Annotated in this window: 15 protein-coding genes and 1 tRNA gene; 14 read left to right on the top strand and 2 right to left on the bottom strand. The window is 38.0% G+C overall.

The window, feature by feature from the left end; all coding sequences use genetic code 11:
* Window positions 1-3: 3 nt before the first annotated feature.
* The 14 genes from NKF87_RS14160 (at window position 4) to NKF87_RS14095 (ending at window position 12,253) form a co-directional block, all read left to right on the top strand.
* Window positions 4-879 carry a DUF3881 family protein gene (locus tag NKF87_RS14160; RefSeq protein WP_055284855.1) on the top strand — a complete coding sequence of 292 codons (876 nt, stop codon included), beginning with the start codon at window positions 4-6 and terminating at the stop codon, window positions 877-879.
* Window positions 880-987: 108 nt separating this feature from the next.
* Window positions 988-1,061, top strand: a tRNA-Arg gene (locus NKF87_RS14155).
* Window positions 1,062-1,387: 326 nt separating this feature from the next.
* Entirely contained in the window at window positions 1,388-2,353 is a 966-nt protein-coding gene (locus tag NKF87_RS14150) for a ParB/RepB/Spo0J family partition protein (protein ID WP_055160129.1), read from the top strand.
* A gap of 14 nt (window positions 2,354-2,367) precedes the next feature.
* On the top strand, window positions 2,368-2,988 hold the full coding sequence (locus NKF87_RS14145; RefSeq protein WP_334301071.1) for a ParA family protein: 621 nt from the start codon (window positions 2,368-2,370) through the stop codon (window positions 2,986-2,988).
* A 14-nt stretch (window positions 2,989-3,002) separates the two neighbouring features.
* On the top strand, window positions 3,003-3,299 hold the full coding sequence (locus tag NKF87_RS14140; protein ID WP_005334864.1) for a hypothetical protein: 297 nt from the start codon (window positions 3,003-3,005) through the stop codon (window positions 3,297-3,299).
* A 7-nt stretch (window positions 3,300-3,306) separates the two neighbouring features.
* On the top strand, window positions 3,307-3,711 hold the full coding sequence (locus tag NKF87_RS14135; protein WP_006427147.1) for a hypothetical protein: 405 nt from the start codon (window positions 3,307-3,309) through the stop codon (window positions 3,709-3,711).
* Window positions 3,712-3,845: 134 nt separating this feature from the next.
* Complete coding sequence (gene bsh / locus NKF87_RS14130; RefSeq protein WP_005347230.1) at window positions 3,846-4,823, top strand: choloylglycine hydrolase; 978 nt, start codon at window positions 3,846-3,848, stop codon at window positions 4,821-4,823.
* 38 nt (window positions 4,824-4,861) lie between these two features.
* Window positions 4,862-5,542, top strand: coding sequence for a GTP pyrophosphokinase (locus NKF87_RS14125; RefSeq protein WP_005360232.1), 681 nt, complete (start codon window positions 4,862-4,864; stop codon window positions 5,540-5,542).
* Window positions 5,543-5,577: 35 nt separating this feature from the next.
* On the top strand, window positions 5,578-7,137 hold the full coding sequence (gene cls, locus NKF87_RS14120) for a cardiolipin synthase (protein ID WP_006427148.1): 1,560 nt from the start codon (window positions 5,578-5,580) through the stop codon (window positions 7,135-7,137).
* A gap of 290 nt (window positions 7,138-7,427) precedes the next feature.
* Complete coding sequence (locus NKF87_RS14115) at window positions 7,428-8,861, top strand: phospholipase D family protein (RefSeq protein WP_006427149.1); 1,434 nt, start codon at window positions 7,428-7,430, stop codon at window positions 8,859-8,861.
* Complete coding sequence (locus NKF87_RS14110; protein ID WP_003693048.1) at window positions 8,840-9,550, top strand: response regulator transcription factor; 711 nt, start codon at window positions 8,840-8,842, stop codon at window positions 9,548-9,550. Before NKF87_RS14115 ends, NKF87_RS14110 begins: the two co-directional genes overlap by 22 nt.
* Window positions 9,550-10,593, top strand: coding sequence for a HAMP domain-containing sensor histidine kinase (locus NKF87_RS14105; protein WP_005347239.1), 1,044 nt, complete (start codon window positions 9,550-9,552; stop codon window positions 10,591-10,593). The genes NKF87_RS14110 and NKF87_RS14105 overlap by 1 nt, the downstream gene beginning before the upstream one ends.
* A 33-nt stretch (window positions 10,594-10,626) precedes the next feature.
* Entirely contained in the window at window positions 10,627-11,691 is a 1,065-nt protein-coding gene (locus tag NKF87_RS14100) for an FUSC family protein (protein ID WP_117598116.1), read from the top strand.
* Complete coding sequence (locus tag NKF87_RS14095; protein ID WP_006427153.1) at window positions 11,681-12,253, top strand: CDP-alcohol phosphatidyltransferase family protein; 573 nt, start codon at window positions 11,681-11,683, stop codon at window positions 12,251-12,253. Before NKF87_RS14100 ends, NKF87_RS14095 begins: the two co-directional genes overlap by 11 nt.
* 177 nt (window positions 12,254-12,430) lie before the next feature.
* Here the strand turns inward: NKF87_RS14095 and NKF87_RS14090 are convergent, their stop codons facing one another.
* Together NKF87_RS14090 and NKF87_RS14085 are read right to left on the bottom strand one after the other, a co-directional pair.
* Entirely contained in the window at window positions 12,431-12,955 is a 525-nt protein-coding gene (locus NKF87_RS14090; RefSeq protein ID WP_242859243.1) for an ImmA/IrrE family metallo-endopeptidase, read from the bottom strand.
* A gap of 486 nt (window positions 12,956-13,441) precedes the next feature.
* Window positions 13,442-14,737 (bottom strand): tyrosine-type recombinase/integrase, encoded by a 1,296-nt coding sequence (locus tag NKF87_RS14085; RefSeq protein ID WP_108817231.1) that lies wholly within the window; start codon window positions 14,735-14,737, stop codon window positions 13,442-13,444.
* Between the last annotated feature and the right edge of the window lie 32 nt (window positions 14,738-14,769).

Below are 14,769 nucleotides of genomic sequence, written 5' to 3'. Positions count from 1 at the left end.
CGTATGCATCAATATTTGAAATCCATTGGATTTGGAAATATCAGAGACAAAAAACAGTTAATACAGATCATAAGAGATGTGGAAGAATCCTATACGGGACATCAGCTTGTCACGCAGGATGAAGTGACGGATCTTTGTGAATTTGATAAAGAATATGGAGAAGGTATCGGGATCAAGGTGTGCGGAGATATGGATATCGACGAACAGTTTGATTACCGCTATTATGCTCCGTATTTCACAGGATCCGGCGTAACATCTTATGCAAATGTCAGTGTGGAACGAAGGATAGACCGTGAAGCATATGTAGGCATTTGTGAGGATACAAAAGTTGGCATCAACCTGGTATTCTATCTGCAGAATATGATGGAATATCTGAGAGAGAGGCAGATTGGCGGAAGAAGTATCAAGTATTCTTCTGTTACTTTGTCCGGACTCTGTAATGAGGGAACCATCCTGCTTCCGGTGAGGAAAAGCAAGGAGCAGGAACGGGAACAGCAGGAAGAGGTGCACAACCGCATGCTGTTGTTGAGTGCAGCCAGAACAGGTGATCCGCAGGCAATCGAAAGTCTTACACTGGATGATATGGATACCTATTCCAAAGTATCGAAAAGACTGATATCGGAAGATGTATTTACCATTGTGGATACATACATTATGCCTTATGGAATCGAATGCGACCGGTATTCGATCATGGGCGAGATCTTGGAATATCGTCTTACTAGAAATGAGATTACAAGGGAAGATATCTGCATTATGAAATTGGATGTGAACGGATTATTATTCGATGTATGTGTACCAAAAAGAGAAGTCATGGGCGAACCGGCAGTCGGACGCAGATTCAAAGGAAATGTGTGGCTGCAGGGAAAAATCAATTTCTGAATGTGGATAAGAACAGTAAAATGTGGATAAATATTTCAGAATGATACAGGGGTGGGGATATCCATCCCTGTATTGACTTTTGTGAGATTAATGGTAAAATAGACATGTGTCGTCATAGCTCAGCTGGATAGAGCACTCGCCTCCTAAGCGAGGGGTCGGAGGTTCAAATCCTCTTGGCGACGGGCTTCAAAGCGTTCGAAAATGTTAGCTGGATTAGCTGACAACGAACGCTTTTGTTATTTTCAAATCACGTTCGTGACACAAAATTCCATTCAAAATGATCAATTTCCAGCTAACGCAATCCGATTTTTGTTAGCTGACAGCTAATCAAAATTACCGGTTTGCAAACATGGGTTTTAAGAAGTCCAGCTAACATTTGGGTTCCGCTCCGTTGTCACCTCTTATTCGGGGATGTAAATCAGAGAAAAGGCGGGAAAAGAAACAATCTCTCCCAAACTTGCAAACATGAATTAGCTGAAACAGTATTCAATTCTATTAGCTACAGCTAATGGTCAAACAGCAATGTCTGTTTGGAACTTTACTATCTATAAAAGTTCCAGGCAGGCATTTTTTATTTCCTGAATCCTGGAGGAAAGGAGTCAAGATGACTGAGCCAAACAGACAATCAGGAGAAAACGAAGAAAGAATCATAGAAATTGAGATTGAGCGTCTTCGTCCGTTCAAAGAGCACCCGTTTCAGGTAAAAGATGATAAGGAAATGTTTCTTTTGCAGGAAAGCATTGAGAAGTATGGAATTTTAAATCCGCTAATCGTCAGACCAGTACCGGATGGATACTATGAGATCATATCCGGTCACAGAAGAAAACATGCTGCGGAGAAATTGGGATACCGTAAAGTACCGGTAATCATCCGGGTATTAAGTGAAGATGATTCCATCTTGAGCATGGTAGATTCCAATCTTCACAGAGAACGGATCAGCTACAGTGAAAAAGCTTTTGCTTACAAACTGAAGAATGACGTATTAAAAAGAAAAAGTGGTCGAAAAAAGAGCCAAGTTGACCACAAAACACCAAGAAAGCGGGCAATAGAAATCATCAGTGAAGATTGTGGTGATAGCCCAAAACAAGTGCAGCGTTATATCTCACTGACAAAACTGATACCGGAAATGTTGCAGAAACTGGATGATGAGATTATTTCTTTTTGTCCGGCTGTAGAGATAGCTGCATTAAGTGAAAAAGAACAAAGAGAACTGCTTGTAGCAATGGAGTATGCACAGGCAATCCCATCACTCTCACAGGCCCAGAGGATCCGGCAACTGAGTAAAGAAAAACAGTTGTCACTGGAAAAGATGGAAGAGATCATGTGTGAAGTGAAAAAGGGTGAGATCACAAGAGTGGCATTCACAAACGAGCAGTTGCACAAGTATTTTCCAAATTCTTATACACCGGCAATGATGAAACGGGAAATACTGGCACTGTTGAAATTATGGAAAAAAGAATCATGGGAAAGTTAAAGGAGGAAGAAATCATGTGTAAAGTTATATCCGTAGTAAACCAGAAAGGTGGCGTCGGAAAGACCACCACAACCGTAAATGTAGGCATTGGACTGGCAAGAGAAGGTAAGAAAGTGTTGCTGATCGACGCGGATCCACAGGGAAGTTTAACCGCAAGTCTTGGATATGAGGAACCGGATGATCTTCGCATCACATTGGCAACGATCATGATGGATGTCATCAACGAAGAAGAAATCTCTCTGGAAGATGGGATTTTACATCACCAGGAAAATGTAGATCTTCTCCCGGCAAATATTGAGCTTTCCGCACTGGAAGTAACGATGGGAAATGTTATGAGCAGAGAAATGATCATGAAAGAATATATCGATGCGATACGATGCCGATACGATTATATCCTGATCGACTGTATGCCGAGCCTTGGTATGATGACAATCAATGCACTGGTCTCTTCCGATTCTGTGTTGATACCTGTGCAAGCCGCATATCTGCCGGTGAAAGGACTTCAGCAGCTGATCAAGACCATTCTTACAGTAAAGAAAAGACTGAACCGGAAACTGGCGATTGAGGGCATTCTCCTGACCATGGTAGATTTCAGAACCAATTACGCAAGGGATATGATATGCCAGGACTGGTAAAATAGGAGGTGCACATGTTTATTTTAAAACTTGCTGGAAAGATATTATTACTGCCGGTATGGCTGATCCTTTTTGTGATCGGCCTGGCAGTAAAAATGACAGTACAGACTTATGCGGTTGTCAGAGGGATCCTTGGATTTATATTCACTTTATTGATTATAGCGACTGCATACTGTTATCATGACTGGGTACAGGTTGCATTTCTATTTTCGCTGAGTGTAATTCTGTATCTGATCCTGTTTGCAGGAGTGTTTGTAGATACTGTACTGGACATGACAAGAGAACGTATTATTGATTTTATTATATCGTGAGGAGAATATGAAAATGAGCGAAAACAATGATTATATTCAGTTACCACCACTAAAAAAAGACACACCGTCCGATGTGGTAGCATTTATCTGGGAGTACATGAAAGTACCGGAGAACTCAAGAGAAAAAGTTAAGAATCTGCTTAAAGATGCAAATGAAAATGGCGTAAAATTAAGTCATCAGGCACCAACACTGTATGATGTTGTTCCAAAAGAAGAAATTGCTGAATTTGAAGAGCTTATGCGCAAAACCATAGCTGACATTGTATCAGAAGCCAGTAGCGTTGCCTGTTGGGTGTATGTGCAGAAATATGTGAAGCACAAAACCCTAAACGAAATGCTGCAAGAATTGCCAGACGTAGGTCAATTCATCCTAGCTATGGATACCTGGTTTGAAAAACTGATGGAGAAATAATCTAGGAAAATAGTTTAAAGTTTACATGTTATGATCATGTATGAAGTTGGAACAAAATAAAAGAATTGTGCTATAATATTGTTCAAGAAAAAGCTCATTGACATATTTCAATCTATTTAGGAGGATAAACGATCATGTGTACAGCAGCAACTTATAAAACAAAAGATTTTTACTTTGGACGAACCCTCGATTATGAATTCTCTTATGGTGATCAGATAGTAATTACACCACGTAATTATGCGTTTAATTTTCGCCATGTTGGCGATATGAAAAATCATTATGCAATTATTGGAATGGCTCATGTTGCTGAGGATTATCCTTTGTATTATGATGCTATGAATGAAAAAGGAGTGGCAATGGCAGGACTGAATTTTGTCGGAAATGCTGTTTATGCCGCGATTAAGCCAGATGTGGAAAATATTGCACAGTTTGAATTTATTCCGTGGATTTTAAGTCAGTGTTCTTCTTTAGTTGAAGTTCGCGAGCTTCTTGAACGAATTAATATTGTTAATACTCCTTTCAGCGAGCAATTACCATTAGCACAATTACACTGGATCATTTCTGATGAGAATGAGTCAATTACGGTAGAATCTATGTCAGATGGTTTGCATATTTATGACAATCCAGTAGGAGTGCTTACGAATAATCCTCCATTTCCACAGCAGATGTTTCAACTAAATAATTATATGTATTTATCTCCTAAACAGCCCAGAAATACTTTCTGCGAAAATTTGGCTCTTGATGCATATAGTAGAGGTATGGGAGGATTAGGTCTTCCGGGAGATCTCTCATCTTCCTCACGCTTTGTACGTGTAGCTTTTACAAAGGTAAATGCAATTTCAGGTGAATCAGAGGAAGAAAGCGTTAGCCAATTCTTCCACATTCTCGGATCTGTGGATCAGCAACGAGGATGTTGCGAAGTAGCGGATGGAAAATATGAAATCACATTGTATACGTCGTGTTGTAATGTTACAAAAGGTATTTATTATTACAATACTTATGAAAACCATCAGATCAGTGCAGTAGATATGCATGTAGAAAATCTGGATAGTGATAAAATGATTTGTTATCCAGTAATTCAAGGAGAACGAATCAACTATCAAAATAAATAATGTTTTGAAATCAGGGATGAGGTAGAAAGGAAAGTTCCATGACAAAAGATGAAGTAAAAAAACTCAGGATGAACAGTCCGGAATCACTACAGTTTTTAAATAATGCTACAAAATTTTATAATTTAATGATGATGTATCGTTGTGCTATTCGGGAGATACAAACTAAACTTGAGGTTTTGGATGATGAATTTTCAGTTGAGAACAATCGAAATCCTATTTCTTTTATAAAAACAAGAATTAAGCAGCCCAATAGTATTTACGATAAACTGCAGAAGATGGGATATGAATTTACAACAGAAAATATACAGACATATCTCAATGATGTAGCAGGCGTTCGAATAGTTTGTGCGTTTATTGACGATATTTATATGATATCAGATTTGATTACCCAACAGGATGATATTAAAGTTATTGAAATAAAAGATTATATAAAAAATCCAAAATCGAATGGTTATCGAAGCTATCATATGATTGTTGAAATACCAGTATTTTTTGCTAAGGGTAAAACACCTATGCGTGTAGAATTACAGATTCGAACCAATGGTATGGATTTCTGGGCAACATTGGAACATCAACTTCGCTATAAAAAAGGAATTGAAGAAATGCCTGGCTATGATGAGATAAGTGAAGAATTACTTCATTCTGCAAGAGCTATCATTGAAGCAGATAATGAAATGCAGAGAATAAAAGACAAAATTGGTATGTTCCACGAAATTTAGGAAGAAAACTGAGCAAGTAGGAAGGTGGAATATATATGAAACAAGATACTTTAGAGGGCAAAGCAAAAACAAAAAATGGGGTAAAACGGCTGTGTTTTTCCATAATCTGCATTCTTCTGGAAGTGATTTTTATTATTACTATCGTAACACGCTTGAATGAATATGCAGAAATCATAAATTTATTTACAAGGATTTTGAGTGGGATCTTGGTTTTGGGATTGTACGCATCAAATAAGACATCCTCTATGAAAATGCCTTGGGTCATCTTAATTCTAATTTTCCCAATTATGGGTGTAGGCCTGTATTTGTTGATTGGTTTGAATGGTGGCACACATAAAATGCGTGAGCGATATGCAGAAATTGATAGCAAATTGTTACCAATGCTTCCGGACAGTCAGGAGTGTTTGAGCAAAATAAAAGAAAAAATTCCGAAAGCAGGAAATATAGCAAGTTACATACAAAGAAATTCGCAGTATCCAATCTATCAGAATACGGATATTGTGTATTTTGATGAAGCAGTGAAAGGATTAGAGGCACAGCTTAAGGATTTGGAGAAAGCACAGAAGTTTATCTTTATGGAATATCATGCGATAGAAGACGCTGAAGCATGGCATAAGATTCAAGATGTTCTGGAAGAGCGAGTAAAAGCAGGTGTGGAAGTTAGAGTATTCTACGATGATATGGGTTCTATAGGCTTTATTAACACAGATTTTGTGAAAAAGATGGAAGCAATAGGAATTCATTGCCGTGTATTCAATCCGTTTATGCCAGGTTTAAATCTGTTTTTGAACAATCGTGATCATAGAAAAATAACAGTTATTGATGGAAAAGTCGGATTTACAGGTGGATATAATCTAGCAAACGAATATTTTAATTACACACACCCGTATGGACAGTGGAAAGATACAGGTATTCGTTTAGAAGGAGATGCTGTTCAGTCGCTTACGGTGACATTTTTGGAAATGTGGAATGCAGTAAGTGATAAGGATGCTAATGATTCTGATTTTAGTAAATACCTTTTCCACTATGATTATGCGGCACAGCAAACTGGGTTTGTTCAACCTTATGCAGACAGCCCTATGGATAATGAGCAAGTAGGAGAAGAAGTTTATATCAGTATGATAAATAAAGCTGAAAAATATTGTTGGTTTATGACTCCATATCTAATCATAACAGATGAAATGACGCATGCGTTATGTCTGGCTGCTAAGCGAGGGGTAGACGTAAGAATTATCACACCTGGTATCCCTGATAAAAAATTCATTTATAATATAACTCGTTCTTTTTATCATGGATTAGTTAAACATGGTGTTCGTGTTTATGAGTGGACTCCTGGTTTCTGTCATGCAAAAATGAGTGTGGCAGATGACTGTATGGCAACTTGTGGAACAATTAATCTGGATTATCGAAGTTTATATCACCATTTTGAAAACGGCTGTTTTATGGCAGATTGTCAGGCAGTTGTGGAAATAAAAAATGATCTGATAAGAACGATGGGAGAATGTCGTGATGTGACAGACCAATATCAAACCGGACGAAGTGCATATTTGCGACTGGGACAATTATTTATGAGATTATTTGCTGGATTGCTATAAGAATCTGATGAAACGACCTTTCAAAAAACAGTTGATTTAGAAGTTAACTGTTTTTGAAAGGCCGTTTTTGCTATATCTAACAGTCTGTTGTACAAAGAAGATTTTGCATGGATAGTGATTAATACAACGGAGTAAGAAAAGCTCCTTCATATATTAGAATAAAAATATGACTGTTTCTTTAAAAAGAAGCCGGTCATATTTTTTTATGAAAAATAAATTTTGTTGAGGTTAAATTGAGATTGACTTTGTATTGTATAAGTATGAAATAAAAAGGAAGCAGGTGATGTACAATGAAAAAGCATAAAATATGTAAAATCCTTCTTGTTATACTGGCAATTTTTTTATGTGTGGCTTTTTATGAATTGCTCGGAATCTGCGTTGCATATAAAAAGCAGCCGGAAGTGTCCAATACAACCAAAAAAGAAACAAAAAATGGGTCATGGAACGAATGCAGTGAAAATACAGAACGGGCAGTAATCATAGAAAAGAATCCAGAAGCGCTTTTACAAAGAGTGCGTTTGATCAAGAATGCAAAAAAGGAAATTATTCTTTCTACTTTTGCATTTCAATCCGATGAAAGTGGAAAATTGATTTTAGGAGCACTGCATGATGCGGCAGACAGAGGTGTACATATTCGTCTGTTAGTAGATGGAATGGAGAGCTGGATTGATATGGAAGGAAATCCGTATTTCTATGGATTATCTTCCCATGAGAATGTTGAAATTAAACTGTATAATAAGGCCAATCCGTTGAAACCGTGGAAAATGATGGGTAGAATGCATGATAAATATTTGATTGCAGATGGAAAGAGATATATTCTTGGGGGAAGAAATACATATAATTATTTCCTGGGTGATTTTCCGGGACATAAGAACTATGACAGAGACGTGTTAGTGGTTTGCGATGAACCTGAGAAAGAAAATTCAGTTAACCAGTTGTCAGAGTATTTTGAAACCATATGGAATCAGGAAGACAGTGGTTATTTTCATAACAATAAAAAACTGGCAAATAGAAAATCTGTAAAGAACGCAGTTTTAGAGCTGCAGAACAGCTATCAGAAATATTTTGAAGAGAATAAGGAAAGAATCTGCGAGACCGATTATACGGACGAAACTTTTGAGACAGAAAAGATTACATTAGTGTCAAATCCTATTCACACAGGTTCCAAAGAACCAGTAGTGTGGTATCAGTTGGGAGAATTGATGAAAAATGCAAAAGATCGTGTGAAGATCCACACGCCATATATTATCTGTAATGATATGATGTATAATACATGGGAGGAGATTGCAGAGAACGTTTCAGATTTTTCTATCATGACAAATTCAGTTGCGAATAATGGGAATCCATTTGGGGCTGCCGATTATGCGAAAAACAGAAATAGAATCTTAAGTACAGGAATTAATATCTGGGAATATGAAGGCGGTTATTCATACCACGGAAAAAGTATTCTCATTGACGATGATCTGTCTGTAATCGGTTCCTTTAATATGGACATGAGAAGTGCATATCTGGATACGGAACTGATGCTTGTAATTCGCAGTAAAGATATTAATAAACAGTTGGAAGAGGGCATGATGGAATATGAAAAAGTGTCCCGCCAGATATTAGAAGGCGGAACTTATAATGATCCATATCATGTAGAGCCAATCGAATTAACAAAGAAACGTCAGAGAAAAATATTTTTGGTACAGCATCTGCTTGGATGGGCAAGGTATCTGTTTTAATAAGGAGGAAGGAAAACGTGTTTCAAATATTGATTGTAGAAGATGATAAAGAATTAAGCCAGCTATTCCAAAAAGTGCTTGAGAAGAATGGATATCAAGTCAAAAGTGCATCGGATGGAGCACAGGCATTAGAAGTATTGGATAAGGAATATATTGATCTGATCATTTCTGATATTATGATGCCGGTTATGGATGGCTATGAACTGGTGTCAGAACTCCGTTCAGCAGGATATCAGATACCAGTGCTTATGATCACTGCGAAAGGTTCCTTTGATGATATGCGCCAGGGATTTCTTTCGGGAAGTGACGATTATATGGTAAAACCGGTAAATGTGAATGAAATGGTTTTAAGAGTCGGAGCACTGCTTCGCCGTGCACAGATACTGAATGAACACAAAATTGTGATCGGTTCAACAGAGTTTGATTATGATGCAATGACGGTTACAACTGATAAGGAAAGTCTTGTTTTGCCTAAAAAAGAATTCCTGCTTTTATATAAGCTTGCAGCTTCGCCAGGCAGAACATTTACAAAACAACAGTTGATGGATGAAGTATGGGGATACGAGACGGAGGCAGACCCACATACGATAGAGGTACATATAGGAAGAATCAGAGAGCGTTTTAAAGATAACCCTGATTTTGAAATCGTAACAATGCGTGGAATTGGATACAAGGTGGTGAAAAAATAATGGAACAAAAGAAAGAAAAAGGATTGCGGATCCGATCCTGTCTGACTGGTGCAATCTGGCTGGCACTTGTATTTTCAACAGTCATATCTGCTTTATTATTTGCTTTTTTGAATCATTTTTTTAATCTGCCGGGCAGCATACCTGTGCTTGGCTGGCTTTTGATTTTCAATACATTGATTGCAGGGCTGATCACTTCCTTTATCAATGCAAAGTTACTGGAACCAATTACCAGACTTAGTAAAGCAATGAAGGAAGTTTCTCAGGGAGATTTTGAACAGCATTTGGAAACGAACAGCCGTATAGCAGAAGTTGGAGAATCTTATCAAAGTTTTAATGTTATGACAAAAGAACTTCGTGCAACAGAGGTGCTGCAGATGGATTTTGTATCTAATGTTTCTCATGAGTTTAAGACCCCGATTAATGCCATTGAAGGATATACAATGCTGCTTCAGGGAGAAGAACTGTCTCCGGATCAAGAGGAATATGTAGAAAAAATCTTATTTAACACCCAAAGACTTTCCGGATTGGTTGGTAATATTTTGCTGTTATCCAAGTTAGAGAATCAGAATATACCAATGAAAAAAACAGAATATCGTCTGGATGAACAGATTCGCCAGGCATTTCTTTCATTGGAAACAAAATGGACAGAAAAAGAAATTGGTTTTCAGGTAGAATTGGAGGAAGTTAAATATACTGGGAATGAAGGACTTTTTATGCATATCTGGATAAATCTTTTGGATAATGCGATTAAGTTCAGCCCTTCAAAGGGGACAATTACGATGTTTCTGAAACAAGAACAGGATTCTGTTAAGTTCATTCTGGAAGATGAAGGACCAGGAATAGAGGATGATGTAAAATCCAGAATATTTGACAAGTTCTATCAGGTAGATGGATCTCATAAAGCAGAAGGAAATGGCCTAGGTCTTGCACTTGTAAAACGCATTGTAGATAGTGCCGGAGGAACAATCAAAGCAGAAAACCGTGAATATGGTGGATGCAGATTTGTTATAGAGCTGCCAAAGCAGAAAGATGAGATTATATAGTTTTAAGATAAATTAGAAGATGGGAGGATTTATATGACATTTTATCAGGAGTTGCAGTTAAATCAGACAGGTTCTAAAAACCTGTTGAAAAAGAGTGAAACACTAAAAGAAAAATTATATCATATGTGGGTATATCTGGTGAAGATAGCTGTTACAATGGCATTTTGTTTTTTCTTTGTTAGTATTTTCAGCATCCTATTTGGAAATGAGAACAGCATTGTAGGTGTAGTAGTCTTATTATGTCTCATGGTGTTTAGAAATGCGGATCTGGGGATCCACACCGGACAATCTACGATGCTTTTGGCTTTGTTCTTTGTAATTATGACTGTATGTCCGCATTTAGCAAATCAGTTTTCACCGGTATTGGGAATGCTGTTAAATATTGCGGCACTGGCTGTGTTGATTCTGTTCGGATGCCATAATCCATTCATGTTTAATCAATCTACATTGGTTCTTGGGTATCTGCTGCTATATGGTTATGATGTTACGGGAAAAAGCTATCAGATGCGATTAGTCGGAATGGCTTTAGGTGCAGCACTTACCTGCTTCGTATTTTATCGAAATCATAAAAACAGAACTTATAAAAGAAATCTGAAAGATCTGATACAAGAATTTGATATCACTTCTTCCAGAACAAAATGGCAGATATGTCAGATTTTATGCGTACCGATTGTCCTTTGCATTGCAGAACTTTGTAATATGCCACGTGCAATGTGGGCTGGTATTGCGGCCATGTCCGCGATTTTGCCATTTATGGAAGATATGCACTATAGAGTCCGTAAAAGGATTGTCGGAAATATTGCAGGTGTTATATGTTTTACAGTATTATATTTTCTGCTTCCTTCGTCAATCTATGCATATATAGGAATTCTTGGTGGAATCGGTGTAGGACTTTCAGCACAATATGGCTGGCAGGCAGTATTTAACACATTTGGTGCTTTAGCCATTGCTGCAGAGACTTATGGACTACAAGGAGCGGTTAGTCTTAGAGTGATTCAAAATGTTTTTGGTGTTGTGTTTGCATTAGCATTTTGTGTTATATTTTATTGGTTTATGTCAAAAAAAAAGGAAAGTGAGGCGACCGTACATGCAGAGTGAAGTGAATCAGGAAGAAAATTTGAATAGAATTATTACGGTTCCTAATCTTCTTTCTTTTTTTCGGCTTTGCCTGATTCCGGTAATTATATGGAGCTATTGTGTAAAGAAAAATCCTCTGTTAGCTGGAGAAATCTTATTGCTGTCTGGTCTTACGGATCTTGCTGATGGATATATCGCAAGAAGATTCCATATGATTAGTAATTTGGGAAAAATACTTGATCCGGTGGCCGATAAGCTGACACAGGCAGCGATGTTAATCTGTCTGTTTACTCGGTTTCCGCATATGCTTCTTTTAATCGTAATAATGGCAGGTAAGGAGCTGTATATGGCAGTCAGTGGATGTCTTGTGATACGAAAGACAGGAAAAGTACACGGTGCAGACTGGCATGGAAAGATAGTAACCTTTTTATTATATGGAACTGCAGCGGTGCATATTATATGGTTCCACATTACACCGATGGTATCAGATCTGTTGATTGGTTTGTGCGCTATAATGATGGTCATATCGGTTGCTCTGTATATTATCCAGAATACCAGGACTCTTAAGGGAGAGACTGTATAAGCAATTTTATATTGCAATGACTAGAAAAATATTTAGGAGAAGATAGATATAAACAGTAAGTCAAACACACAAACTATGGAGTCTTTAGTCGGTTTAATAAAATTTTAGATAGAAAATAAATCATTATAAAAAGATCCTGTTCATACTATGATATATAGAACAGGATCTTTATTTACTTTATTTCGCCAGGAAATTGCTCTGAATCTCCATCGGCATATGATAAGCCTGGCCTCGTTTTGTCAGGCTGTATAATTTAAAGCTCATTAGTTCCGGAGTCGCATTCAATGAACTGCAGAGTCCGAAATAATCCAGGTCCTCGTTCTGAACCATATCTTCGATTTTCTCATCTTCAATCAGCAGATCGGCAGCAAACAGATTGGCCTGGTATTCTGTATTATCCGTCATATTGTAGAGTGTATCATCTTGCATCGGAGCCATTTTCAGCTGGGAACGATGCAGGATGATATGCCCTAATTCGTGGGCGGCAACGATCATCTTTTCTTCTTCTGAAAGGAAACTGCTGATCATGACATAGATTGTCTTGCAGCTCATAAAACAATATCCTTTCAGTGTCTTATATCTGGAAGTTTCCCCGACAACAATGTTCATCTGATCCATGATCTCAAATGGATCTCGGGTTCCATATTTCTTGATTAATTTCTTTGTTTCTGTATATATGTAAGTGTTTCTCAAATAAATCACCTCAAAAGTAAAAAATAAAAGGGCAGAAATATCCTTGTAACTATAAGGTAACAGATTAGGTGTACAATAATCCCGCCTTCTATTATTTTTCCTCTTGGTTTTTCAGATATTTTTTCGGTGTAAATTTCTTTGCACGTCTTTTGGAATCCAGATAAAGGCTCTGGATCTCATCCATAAAAGCTATTTTATCTTCGTCTGTCAGTGATCCACCGGCAAACATGAATTAGCTGAAACAGTATTCAATTCTATTAGCTACAGCTAATGGTCAAACAGCAATACTTGGTTCGAAAGACTGATGGCGGATCAATAGAAGTTGTGATAGAATGAAGAAAACGATTTGATGTGCAAATCGGAATTTGTGGAGAGATTTCCTGAACTTTCCTTATTTTTCAAGGCTTACAGCCTCTTAGATAGTGAAATGATATGTATTTTCCCTTATTTTTGCCCTTATGCGGAATCCGCAAGGGAAATAAGGGAAATTTTTAGTTAAGCATTGCTCACTACTTTATCAAGAAGTCTTGCGGAATCCCGCTTTGCTTTTCTTGTTGAGTGAGCGTAAATATTCATTGTGGTACTGACATCAGAGTGTCCTAACAGTTCCTGTACATCTTTCGGTGCAGCCCCATTGGAAAGCAGATTGCTGGTGTAGGTGTGACGTAACTGGTGGAAATGGAAATCTTCAAATCCTTCCAGTTTTTTTGACACTGATCTGCATACAATGCTGAGTGTACTCGGCAGTTCCAAAGAGCCATCCGGTCTTAAGCAGACAAAGGAGATTTCTTTGTAATCTGCCGGGACTTCCTGTGTTCCGGCAAGATGATAGTATTCATAATAGACTCTGTTTTTCACATGAACTTCTTTGTAGTAATTGCGGTGATATAATTCGCCATACTGCATCCGGTTTTTGAGTTGTTCCTTTCTGGCAGCTTTTAATATTTCAGTCAGAGTATCGCCAAAATCAACAATCCTTACTTTCTTCCGTTTCGTTGGTCCGATAATGTTTTTGTGTTTTATGCCGTCGTAGCGGATACTGCGTTTTATGGTCAGGCATTGTTCCTCAAGGTTAATGTCCTGCCATGTAAGACCACAGGTTTCTCCGATACGGAGCCCGGCATAATACGCAATCTGAATCGGCAGAATGGCAGGTGGGTTTTTCTTTTCCAGATACTTGATAAGTCGCTCGTAATCCTCGTGTGAAATCGGCTGTGTGCCTTCTTCCACTTCATCATCGGAAAAGAGGTCAACTTCCTCTGCCTGTCGTTTCAGTTTGATATATTGCATCGGATTGAAACTGATTAGTTGTTTTGGAAATACTGCAAAACGGAATGACTGCTGTAACACTGCGGAAAAAGAATGTATATAATCTTTGCTGTATCCCTTTCTTACTTTCCCGTCTGGAAACTCACCACCGAATGTAAGCAGATCAAGAAATGCCTGTAAATGTTCGGCAGTAACTGTTTTCAGTTTGCGGTCTGCAATCGGGTGTTTTTTGATACAGCGGATTGCACCAAGATAATTTTCCACTGTGCCGTTGCTGAGTGTCCCGGTTTTCAGTTCTTCTTCCGCCCACATATCCAGAAGCTCTCCTACCGTAAGGCTGTCTGCCTTTGCGACAAACTTCTTATTTTCGTAATCTTCCAGTGCTTTGCGGAGAAGTTTTTCCGTCTCACTTTTACTTTCGGTTCCAGCATATTCTTTCTGAACCATTTTACCGCTTGCATCTTCTACATAGAAGCGATAGTACCATTTTTTTCCTTTTTTTCTAACAGATCCTTTTGCCATAATCGTATGTCTCCTTTCGATATCAGACAATC

Source organism: Dorea longicatena, assembly GCF_024168045.1.
GTDB lineage: Bacteria > Bacillota > Clostridia > Lachnospirales > Lachnospiraceae > Dorea_A.
The sequence above is the reverse complement of the archived record's forward strand: the minus strand, read 5'-3'. Positions and strand labels throughout refer to the sequence as shown.

What these genes read in the sequence shown, in the direction of transcription:
- NKF87_RS14160 (WP_055284855.1), top strand. Translation starts at nt 4, where the DNA reads ATGCATCAATATTTGAAATCCATTGGATTTGGAAATATCAGAGACAAA.
- NKF87_RS14150 (WP_055160129.1), top strand. Translation starts at nt 1,388, where the DNA reads ATGGTCAAACAGCAATGTCTGTTTGGAACTTTACTATCTATAAAAGTT.
- NKF87_RS14145 (WP_334301071.1), top strand. Translation starts at nt 2,368, where the DNA reads ATGTGTAAAGTTATATCCGTAGTAAACCAGAAAGGTGGCGTCGGAAAG.
- NKF87_RS14140 (WP_005334864.1), top strand. Translation starts at nt 3,003, where the DNA reads ATGTTTATTTTAAAACTTGCTGGAAAGATATTATTACTGCCGGTATGG.
- NKF87_RS14135 (WP_006427147.1), top strand. Translation starts at nt 3,307, where the DNA reads ATGAAAATGAGCGAAAACAATGATTATATTCAGTTACCACCACTAAAA.
- bsh (WP_005347230.1), top strand. Translation starts at nt 3,846, where the DNA reads ATGTGTACAGCAGCAACTTATAAAACAAAAGATTTTTACTTTGGACGA.
- NKF87_RS14125 (WP_005360232.1), top strand. Translation starts at nt 4,862, where the DNA reads ATGACAAAAGATGAAGTAAAAAAACTCAGGATGAACAGTCCGGAATCA.
- cls (WP_006427148.1), top strand. Translation starts at nt 5,578, where the DNA reads ATGAAACAAGATACTTTAGAGGGCAAAGCAAAAACAAAAAATGGGGTA.
- NKF87_RS14115 (WP_006427149.1), top strand. Translation starts at nt 7,428, where the DNA reads ATGAAAAAGCATAAAATATGTAAAATCCTTCTTGTTATACTGGCAATT.
- NKF87_RS14110 (WP_003693048.1), top strand. Translation starts at nt 8,840, where the DNA reads ATGGGCAAGGTATCTGTTTTAATAAGGAGGAAGGAAAACGTGTTTCAA.
- NKF87_RS14105 (WP_005347239.1), top strand. Translation starts at nt 9,550, where the DNA reads ATGGAACAAAAGAAAGAAAAAGGATTGCGGATCCGATCCTGTCTGACT.
- NKF87_RS14100 (WP_117598116.1), top strand. Translation starts at nt 10,627, where the DNA reads ATGACATTTTATCAGGAGTTGCAGTTAAATCAGACAGGTTCTAAAAAC.
- NKF87_RS14095 (WP_006427153.1), top strand. Translation starts at nt 11,681, where the DNA reads ATGCAGAGTGAAGTGAATCAGGAAGAAAATTTGAATAGAATTATTACG.
- NKF87_RS14085 (WP_108817231.1), bottom strand. Translation starts at nt 14,737, where the DNA reads ATGGCAAAAGGATCTGTTAGAAAAAAAGGAAAAAAATGGTACTATCGC.